Origin of the sequence: Arcobacter sp. AHV-9/2010 (assembly GCF_004116575.1) — a bacterium.
Classification (GTDB): domain Bacteria; phylum Campylobacterota; class Campylobacteria; order Campylobacterales; family Arcobacteraceae; genus Aliarcobacter; species Aliarcobacter skirrowii.
In genome coordinates, this window is the sequence record NZ_PDKH01000004.1 from 96,306 (window position 1) to 106,163 (window position 9,858).

A 9,858-nucleotide genomic window follows, 5' to 3' on the forward strand; every position below is an offset into this window, starting at 1 on the left:
TTGAATAATACAACAGATGTTTTTTTATCTTTAAGTATTGGCTCTAGTTCAGTTGTAGCAGCTATTTCAAAACCAAAATATGATGTAGATAATAGTATAGAGATTTTAGGTTATGGAACAGCACAAAGTAGTGGGGTAAATAAAGGTTTAATAATAAATATTGATGATGCCTCAAGAAGTATAAAAGAGGCAATTTTAAAAGCAAAAGAAGCAGTGCATGAAAGTATAGGAACTACAGTTGTATCTATTTCTGGAAATTATACTATAGGAGTAAAAGGTTCTGGTGCTGTTACAATCCAAAATGGATTAATATCAGAATCTCATATTAATCAAGCTATGCAGATGGCTCTGTCAAATACTACAATAAGCTCTGATTATGATTTAGTTCATGTAATTCCAATATCTTTTATGGTTGATGATATAGAGGTTGATAATCCAATTAGAATGAATGGTAGTAGATTAGAGGTAAATGTATATATTGTAACTGCAAAAAGAAATGCTTTGATAAATATAAAATCAGCTCTAAAAGTTTTTGGAATAGAGGATATTAGCTTTGTTTTAGACTCTTATGCCGCATCATTATCAACTTTAGATGAACAACAAAAAAAGATTGGTGCAGTGGTTATAAATTTAGGTTCTACAACAACAGAGTTTGTATATTATAAAGGTAGTTCAATAATTTATAATGGATTTTTACCTGTTGGTTCAAAAAATATAACAAGTGATATATCTATTACTTTACAAACTCCAATAAATTTTGCAGAGAAGTTAAAAATAGAGCATGGATCATTAATTAAAAACTATTCAGCTTTTGAAGATGGTCAATCAAGAGCATCTGTTTCTGTTCCTAGAATAAACGATGAAGAGAGTAAAGAAGAGGTTGCTTTAGATTTTATTCAAGGTATTGTTCACGCAAGAGTGGAAGAGACTTTGGTTTTAGTAAGAAATGAACTAAAAAGAAATGCTTTGCTTGATAATATTGGTTCTGGAATAGTTTTAACAGGTGGAATGAGTGAAATTCATGGAATAAAAGAGTTGGCAAAAAGAGTTTTTGAAGGAATTCCTGTTGCAATTTCATCTCCAAAAACTCTTCCAAATGCTTTTAGAGTAAGTTTTGATGAACAGAATAAAGCTTCAATTGTAGGTCTTATGATGTTTGGTTTAGGAATAAATAGAGGTTATCAGTTGGACTCTAACAAAAGATTATTAAAACCTATAAAAAAAGAGAAACCTATAGAAGCTTTAAAAACAAACTATAATCAAGATTTAAATCTACAATCTGAGAGAGTTGAAAATACACTTCTTGAACCTCTACAAAAAAAGAAAAAAAGTGGAATATTTACAAAATTAACGGAGTGGTTTTAATGGAGAATAACAATTTATTTGAGATGGATGATATTATAGTTAGAGAAAAAACACCAACAAGAGCACTATCTACAAATTTACCAAAAATTGCAGTAATTGGAGTTGGTGGTGGTGGTTGTAATATGGTAAATCACACTATTGAAGAGGGAATTCATATGGTGGATTTAATTGTTGCAAATACTGATTTAAAAGCACTTCATGTATCAAAAGCTCCAATAAAAATTGAACTTGGACCAAACTTAACTAAAGGTTTTGGTGCTGGAATGGATCCTGAAGTTGGAAGAGATGCTGCTTTGGAGAGCTATGAGGAGATTAAAACGGCTTTAGCTGGAGCTGATATTGTATTTATTGCAGCAGGACTTGGAGGAGGTACTGGAACAGGTGCTGCTCCAATTGTTGCAAAAGCAGCAAAAGAGGTTGGAGCTTTAACTGTTTCGGTTGTTACAAAACCTTTTGCTCATGAAGGAATTTTTAAAGCTGGACTTGCAAACACAGGTTTAGATGAACTTAAAAAAGTTAGTGACTCTTTAATTGTAATATCAAATGATAAACTAATTGAAACTGTTGATGAAAAAATAACATTAAAAAATGCCTATAAAATTGTTGATAATATTTTATATCAAGCTGTAAACGGTATGAGTCAAGTTATTTTAAATCCAGGTAGTGGAAGCGATCAAAATGCCGATTTTGCAGATGTTAAAACAATTATGAAGTACAAAGGTATTGCACTTATGGGAATTGGAAAAGCAAAGGGTGAACATGCTGTAAGAAGAGCACTTGATAATGCTATAAACTCTCCATTGTTAGAAAAACTTCCACTTGATGGAGCAAAAGGTGCTTTAGTTCACTTAACAATTAGCCCAGATATTGGACTTTTAGAAGTGACTGATATTTTAACAACGATTGGTTCAAGAGTTGATAAATATGCAAAGATTATTCAAGGTATAACTTATGATGATACTTTTGAACCAGATCAAGTAAAAATCACAATTATTGCAACAGGTTTTGAAACTAAAAATAAAGATGAAGATGATGGAAGCATTGATGAAACAAATGAAGATTTAAATTTTGAAGAGAAGTTTGATAATGCTGAAAGTAAACTTGATACTCCTCCAAGAATGAGAGGATACACTGTAGAGTATCATCTACACCATTAAAAAATACTATGAGATTTAAATCTCATAGTGTATTGCTCTACTCTTCTTCTCATCATCCCATTCAAATAAGAAACACATAGGAAGTTTATCTTTTTTGTGTAGGATTTTTCCAGTTATATATCCAGAAACTCCAATAGAGATTATTGCTAAAAATGAGCTAAATAGTAGTGTTGAAACTCCACTTAAACCTTGTCCAACCGTACAACCAATCGCCATGATTCCACCAACTCCCATAAGTGAGCCACCAATAATATTATATTTTAGTTTGTTAAATGTTATTTTAGATGTACATCCAAAACTATATTTTTTGTTAAAAAATGTAGAAAAGTATGCTCCAAATATCGCACCAATTACTAAGCAAACACCAATACTAAGCTCAGTGATTTCAAAAAAAGTAAAAAATTCTAAAGTTTTTGCACTTGGATAGACAAAACTAATAGCTTGAACTTGAATTGTATTTTCAAAATCTTCTAGTGCTAAATATCCTGTTAAAAACCAAGCAATTCCTACTAAAAGACCAATAATCATACCATCATATAAACTAATTACTCTTTTTATCTTTTTTGTTAAAAATAGTAAAATTGCGAAAAGAACTATTAAAACAAAATAGATATTTACTTGGAAATTTGTTATATAACTAGAGGCTGAAATTAAAAACTCACTGTTGATAATACTATTTACTCCTTGAGCTAAAACTCCTCTTGTACTTGCAAATGCAAAAATTGCAATAAATAAGAGAGTTATTAAAGCATTTGTATCACCTTGAGCAAATTTGATTATACTTCTACTACTACATCCATCTGCTATCATCATTCCAGCACCAAATAAAACTCCTCCAATAATGATTGCAAAGTAGTTTATGTTGTTTTTAAAGTATGAACTAGATGATAAATCGATATCATAAAAATATACAAAAAGTTGAGTTGAAATTATTGCAACTATCATAGCCATAATAACACTTGAGGCTCTTTTTGTAGATTTTATCTGTAAATAATCTTTTATACTTCCACTAAAACAGAACTGTTTTTGTTGAGCAATAAAACCAAAAATAAAGGCAACAACAAACATACCAATAAAAATTAGCTCATAAATCTCTAAATCAAACACTATAAATCTCCCTCATCTTCTTCCATATCTTCTAAATCAAGAAGTATGTTTTCTGCCTCTTGAAGACTTAATTTATTCTCATTTATAAGCCTTAAAGCTTCATCATAAAACCTCTTTACATCTTTTAAATAGTTTAACTCTTCTATTAAATCTTTACTACTTTTTTTATTAATTAGTTTTTCTAAAGCATTTAATTCACTATTTAATTCAGGTAAAACACCATCTATTAAAATATTTTTCAACTCTTCAATTTTATTCACAAAAATCCTTTTTATAATTTAAGACTATGATTATATAAAATTTTACTTATAATCTTTGATAAAATATAAAATTTTTATTAGCATTTAAAAAAAGTGTCACTTAAAAGGCTTTTTTATTTTACTTTAGCTAAACTTTAGCCTTAAATTTATGGAAATTTGGAAAAATATTTTGAAAATAGAGACAAAAATAGAGAAATTTAATGAACCTTTGTACCTTGAAAGTGGAAGATTACTTGAAGAGTTTGAAATAATCTATGAAACTTATGGAACATTAAACGAAGATAGATCAAATGTAATTGTTATTTGTCATGCATTATCAGGAAGTCATCACGCAGCTGGTCGTTATGAAAATGAAGCAAAAGCTGGTTGGTGGGATAAGTTTATTGGAGATGGTAAAACAATTGATACAAAAAAATATTTTGTAATATGTTCAAATAATATTGGAAGTTCTTATGGCTCAACAAGTCCATTAAGTATTAATCCATCAACAAAAAAAGAGTATAGACTTAAATTTCCAGTTTTAACAATTTCAGATATTGTAAATGCTCAAATGAGACTCTATAAACATTTAGGAATTAAAAATGCTATTGCAGTAATTGGTGGAAGTATGGGTGGAATGCAAACTTTATGTTATAGTATTGAGCATCCAAACTTTGCAAAACATTACATAGCACTTGCTTGTACAGCATATACAAGACCTTGGGCAATTGCTTTAAATAAAATAGCAATTGAAGCAATAAGACATGATCCTAGTTTTTTAAATGGAAATTATCTAAAAGATGATTTAAAAGCAAGAGGATTAGTAGGACTTGCTGTGGGAAGAATGGCTGGATTAATAGCATATTTAAGTCCTGCTTTATTTAATAAAAAATTTGGAAGAGATTATGTAAGCACAGATGGACTTTATGAACTTTTTGGAAGATTTGAGATTGAAAGATATCTTGAACACAACTCTTATAGTTTTCCAAAGTTTTTTGATCCTCTCTCATATTTATATATTTGTAAAACAATAAATATCTTTGATGCTGGAAGAAATAAAGATAAACTTGAAGACTCTTTTTCAAAAATTGAGGGAAAACTTCATCTAATATCTTTTAAAGATGATATGCTGTTTTTCCCAAGTGAGATGAAAGAGATAGAAGATATTATGATAAAAATTGGTAAAAAAGATCAAGTAAGTTATCTTGAAGTTGATAGTTCAAGTGGTCATGACTCATTTTTAGTAGAAGTTGATAAATTTGAAGACCATATAAAAGATATTTTAAAGGATTAAAAAATGGAACAAAAAAAAGAAGAGTTAAATTTTGAAGAGAAAATAATAAAAGCAAAAGAGATTTTAGAGCAACTTACAAAAAGTGATATTACTTTAAGTGATTCAATTAAACTATATAATGAGGGTTTAAAAGAGTTAGAGTTAGCTCAAAAACTATTAGAAGAAGCGAAATTAGTTTTTACTGTAAAAAACAGTATTTAATCTTCTAAATAACTACTACATAAGCATTTCACATAACAAAAACTTAAGCACTTTTTGGATAGACTTGCCAAATTTTAAATCAGCGAAAGGATAAAGTATGCCAAAAAGAGAAGATATAAAAAATATTTTGTTAATTGGTTCAGGACCAATTGTTATAGGGCAGGCGTGCGAGTTTGATTACTCTGGAACACAAGCAACAAAGACTCTAAAAGAGTTAGGATATAGAGTTGTTTTGGTAAACTCAAATCCAGCAACAATAATGACAGACCCAGAGTTTGCTGATAAGACTTATATTGAGCCAATTACAGAAGAGGTTGTTCTAAATATAATTAAAAAAGAGAATATTGATGCAATTTTACCTACAATGGGAGGTCAAACTGCATTAAATGTTGCTACTTCAATGTATTCAAAAGGTTTACTTGAAGGAATACAGTTTTTAGGAGTTCACCCAGAAGCTATTAAAAAAGGTGAAGATAGACAACTTTTCACTGAGTCTATGAGAAAAATAGGTCTTGATTTACCAAGAAGTGAAAATGCCTATAATCTTGAAGAGGCTATGAGATTAGCTAAAGAGATTGGTTTCCCTGTTATTTCAAGAGCTTCATTTACACTTGCAGGTGCTGGAAGTGGAGTTGCTTATAATATGGAAGAGTTTAAAGTTTTAGCTCAAGCTGGTTTAGATGCTTCTCCTATTAATGAGATTGAGATTTTAGAGTCAGTTTTAGGTTGGAAAGAGTATGAGATGGAGATTATCAGAGATACAAATGATAACTGTATAGTTGTTTGTTCTATTGAAAATCTTGACCCTATGGGAGTTCATACAGGTGATAGTATAACTGTAGCACCTGCACTTACTTTAACAGATAAAGAGTATGCAAAAATGAGAGAAGCATCTTTTGCAATTTTAAGAGAAGTTGGAGTAAATAGTGGTGGATCAAATGTGCAATTCTCTATGTGCCCAAAAACAGGAAGAATGCTTGTAATTGAGATGAATCCAAGAGTAAGTAGAAGTTCTGCACTTGCATCAAAAGCTACAGGTTATCCAATAGCAAAAGTTTCAACACTTTTAGCGGTTGGATTTACACTTGATGAGATTAAAAATGATATGACTGGTACACTAGCTTGTTTTGAGCCTTCAGTTGATTATATTGTTACAAAAGTTCCTAGATTTACATTCGAAAAATTCCCAAAAGCAAACTCAACTTTAACAACTTCTATGAAGAGCGTTGGAGAGGTTATGGCTATTGGAAGAACTTTTAATGAATCAATTCTAAAAGCTATGTGTTCACTTGAAACTGGACTTTGTGGATTTGATAGTATCTCAACAGATTTAGAACTAATCAAAAAAGAGATTAGAAGACCAAATGATAAAAGACTTTTATATCTAATGGATGGGCTTAGAATGGGATTAACAAATGATGAGATTTTTGATTTATCTCAAATTGATCCTTGGTTCTTAGCTAAATTTAGAGAACTTTATAATTTAGAAAAAGAGATAGCAAGTTCAGATATTTTAAACAATGAAGAGCTTTTAAGAAGAGCAAAATCAAATGGAATTAGTGATAAATTTATTGCCTCTTTAGTTGGAAAAACTGAAGAAGATATTTACCAAGCTAGAAAAAAATTTGATATAGATTTTGAATACAATGAAGTTGATACTTGTGCAGGAGAGTTTAAAGCTCTAAACCAATATCTATACTCAACTACAAATGTTACAAAACTACCTAAAAAAGATCTTGCAAAAACAAATGACAAAAAAGTTATGATTATTGGTGGAGGACCAAATAGAATTGGTCAAGGAATAGAGTTTGACTACTGTTGTGTACATGCTAGTTTTGCATTGGCTGAAATGGGTGTAAAAACAATTATGTACAACTGTAACCCTGAAACTGTAAGTACAGATTATGATACTTCAGATGTTCTATATTTTGAACCAATTGATTTTGAACATGTTAGAAGTGTTGTTGAAAAAGAGCAACCAGATGGTGTAATTGTACACTTTGGTGGACAAACTCCACTTAAACTTGCACAAGCACTTACAAAAGCTGGAGCAAAAATAATTGGAACAACAGCTGATGTTATTGATTTAGCTGAAGATAGAAAAAAATTCTCTGCATTTGTTGAAAAAATTGGTCTTTTACAGCCAGAAAATGGTACAGCTGTAAAAATTGATGAAGCTATAAAAATAGCTGAAAAAATTGGATATCCTGTATTAGTTAGACCTTCTTTTGTTCTTGGTGGAAGAGGTATGAGAATTGTTTACTCTACTGATGAGTTAAGAAAATATATGGATGAGGCAGTAAGTGTTTCAAATGATGCTCCTGTTTTAATTGATAAATTCCTTGATCGTGCTATTGAGCTTGATGTTGATTGTATTAGTGATGGTAAAGAGGTTTATATTGGTGGAATTATGCAACATATTGAAGAAGCTGGAATTCACTCAGGTGATAGTGCTTGTTCACTTCCTCCAATCTCTATAAGTGATGATTTAATTAAACAATTAGAATCAAAAACTAAAGAGATGGCTTTAGGTCTTGGAGTTGTTGGTTTGATGAATACTCAATATGCAATTCATAAAGGACAAATCTACTTAATCGAAGTTAATCCAAGAGCTAGTAGAACAGTTCCATTTGTAAGTAAAGCAACTGGAATTCCTCTTGCAAAAGTTGCAACAAGAGTTATGTGGGGTGAGAGTTTAAGAGATGCTTTAAAAGTATATGATAGAGATATTGTATATGAAGAAAATGGTGTTTTAAAACCAAAACTTAAAAATCATGTTGCAGTTAAAGAGTCAGTTTTCCCATTTAACAAATTAACAGGTGCTGATTTACTTCTAAGTCCTGAGATGAAAAGTACAGGTGAAGTTATGGGTATTGCTGATAATTTTGCAATGGCATTCGCAAAATCTCAAAATGCTGCTAAAAACTCACTTCCAAAAAGTGGAAAAGTGTTTATTTCACTATGCGATTTAGATAAAGAGTTTGCAAGCAAAATTGCAAGTAGTTTAGTTGATAGTGGATTTACAATATGTGCAACTGGTGGAACTGAAAAGATAATCTCTGAAGCTGGAATTGCTTGTGAAAAGGTATTAAAGGTAAGCGAGGGAAGACCAAATATTACAGATCTTTTAACAAATGGTGATATTGCAATGGCTATTAATACAAGTGGTGAACAAGAGTCTTCTAAAGATGATGGAAAAGAGATTAGAAGAGCAGTTTTAAGAATGAATGTTCCATACTTTACAACTGTAGCTGCTGCTTTTGCTGCAACTGATGCAATTAAAGAGTTAAAAACAAAAGATGTTTCAACTCCAAAATCTATTCAAGAGTTCTTAAACTACTAATAATGGACTCAAAGCTATTATATCTAGTTCAAACAGATACTACAGTTGGCTTCTCATCGCTTGATGATGAGAGGTTAAATGTAATAAAAAATAGAGATAAAAATCAAAAAATCTTAAAAACTCTTGATAGTTTTACAAGCTTAAAAGAGTTTACAAGAGTTCCTAAAAAATATAGAAAAATGGTTAGAAATAGTTCTAAAACTACATTTATATATCCAAATTTAAAATCTTTTAGAGTTGTTAGTTGTGAATCCTCTTTTTATGATTTTATAAAAAAATTTAAAACTTTATCATCTACTTCAGCAAATAAAACAAAAGAGAGCTTTAAGTATGAATATGCGAAAGAGTATGCTGATGTTGAAGTTATAAACAAAATTGGTTTTTTTGAGACAAATGCTTCAAAAATTTATAAATTATCAAAAAGTAGATTAAAAAAGATTAGATAAAGTGCACAAACTTATAGTTTTTAAGCAAACTAAAACGCAAACTAAAATATAATCAACATTCTTTTTATGACCCTGTCGTCTAGTGGCCAAGGACCTTAGGATTTCCTCCTAATGACGCGTGTTCGAATCATGCTGGGGTCGCCATACACTAAAGCCTATAATATCGTTATTTATAAAAAAAAATAAAAAATAAGAATAGTTAAAATATTATATTGTGTACAGTTCAGGGTACAGTTTAAAAATTTTTATAATGATTGTTTTCTAATAAAGGAGATATATTGAGTAGTTATAATTTGTATTTCATGTCAAAAAAAATAAAATAAATATTACCAATTTCTATTTTTATAAAATTTCTGAGTATAAAATGCTTAATTTATATCGTACTTTATAATTTATTTTTACTATATAAACCTTAAAACTACAGCAACCATAAAAAAAGATATAGCAGCCATATAATAAACACCAACAACCACAAAAAAAAGAGGAGCAACCGTCAAAAAAGAGACAGCAACCACAAAAAAAGCCGTTTTTTTTCCAAATTCATCAATTTGTAAAAAAAAGTAATAATTTAAGATAGGCAGGATACTGTCTTTTAGTTCTTTTTGTACGGTTTTTTATTTTTAGAATGATATAATTCATCAAAGGGTAAATAATGAAAAAAACTAGAATTGAAATAAGATTAGATAATGAAGAAGAAAAAGATGAA

Annotated in this window: 8 protein-coding genes and 1 tRNA gene; 7 read left to right on the plus strand and 2 right to left on the minus strand. The window is 29.8% G+C overall.

Translation table 11 applies throughout. The features are described 5' to 3' along the window. Both ftsA and ftsZ read left to right on the plus strand, forming a co-directional pair. Entirely contained in the window at positions 1-1,365 is a 1,365-nt protein-coding gene (gene ftsA, locus CRU94_RS07795; protein WP_129106219.1) for a cell division protein FtsA, read from the plus strand. Next, positions 1,365-2,522 carry a cell division protein FtsZ gene (gene ftsZ, locus CRU94_RS07800; RefSeq protein WP_129106220.1) on the plus strand — a complete coding sequence of 386 codons (1,158 nt, stop codon included), beginning with the start codon at positions 1,365-1,367 and terminating at the stop codon, positions 2,520-2,522. The genes ftsA and ftsZ overlap by 1 nt, the downstream gene beginning before the upstream one ends. A 15-nt stretch (positions 2,523-2,537) precedes the next feature. Here the strand turns inward: ftsZ and CRU94_RS07805 are convergent, their stop codons facing one another. Next, positions 2,538-3,629: a YeeE/YedE family protein gene (locus tag CRU94_RS07805; protein WP_129106221.1), complete on the minus strand. Its 1,092-nt coding sequence runs from the start codon at positions 3,627-3,629 to the stop codon at positions 2,538-2,540. Then, positions 3,629-3,889: a hypothetical protein gene (locus CRU94_RS07810; RefSeq protein WP_129106222.1), complete on the minus strand. Its 261-nt coding sequence runs from the start codon at positions 3,887-3,889 to the stop codon at positions 3,629-3,631. Before CRU94_RS07810 ends, CRU94_RS07805 begins: the two co-directional genes overlap by 1 nt. 169 nt (positions 3,890-4,058) lie before the next feature. Between CRU94_RS07810 and metX the strand changes: the two genes are divergently transcribed. The 5 genes from metX (at position 4,059) to CRU94_RS09620 (ending at position 9,296) form a co-directional block, all read left to right on the plus strand. Then, a complete protein-coding gene (gene metX / locus CRU94_RS07815; RefSeq protein WP_129106223.1) occupies positions 4,059-5,162 on the plus strand; it encodes a homoserine O-acetyltransferase MetX in 1,104 nt (367 codons plus the stop codon). A 3-nt stretch (positions 5,163-5,165) separates the two neighbouring features. Next, positions 5,166-5,363 (plus strand): exodeoxyribonuclease VII small subunit, encoded by a 198-nt coding sequence (gene xseB, locus CRU94_RS07820; protein ID WP_129106224.1) that lies wholly within the window; start codon positions 5,166-5,168, stop codon positions 5,361-5,363. Positions 5,364-5,460: 97 nt separating this feature from the next. Then, positions 5,461-8,706 carry a carbamoyl-phosphate synthase large subunit gene (carB, locus tag CRU94_RS07825; protein WP_129106225.1) on the plus strand — a complete coding sequence of 1,082 codons (3,246 nt, stop codon included), beginning with the start codon at positions 5,461-5,463 and terminating at the stop codon, positions 8,704-8,706. Between the two features lie 2 nt (positions 8,707-8,708). After that, positions 8,709-9,152 (plus strand): Sua5 YciO YrdC YwlC family protein, encoded by a 444-nt coding sequence (locus CRU94_RS07830; RefSeq protein WP_129106226.1) that lies wholly within the window; start codon positions 8,709-8,711, stop codon positions 9,150-9,152. Between the two features lie 68 nt (positions 9,153-9,220). Next, positions 9,221-9,296 (plus strand) — tRNA-Glu (locus CRU94_RS09620). Positions 9,297-9,858: the final 562 nt, after the last annotated feature.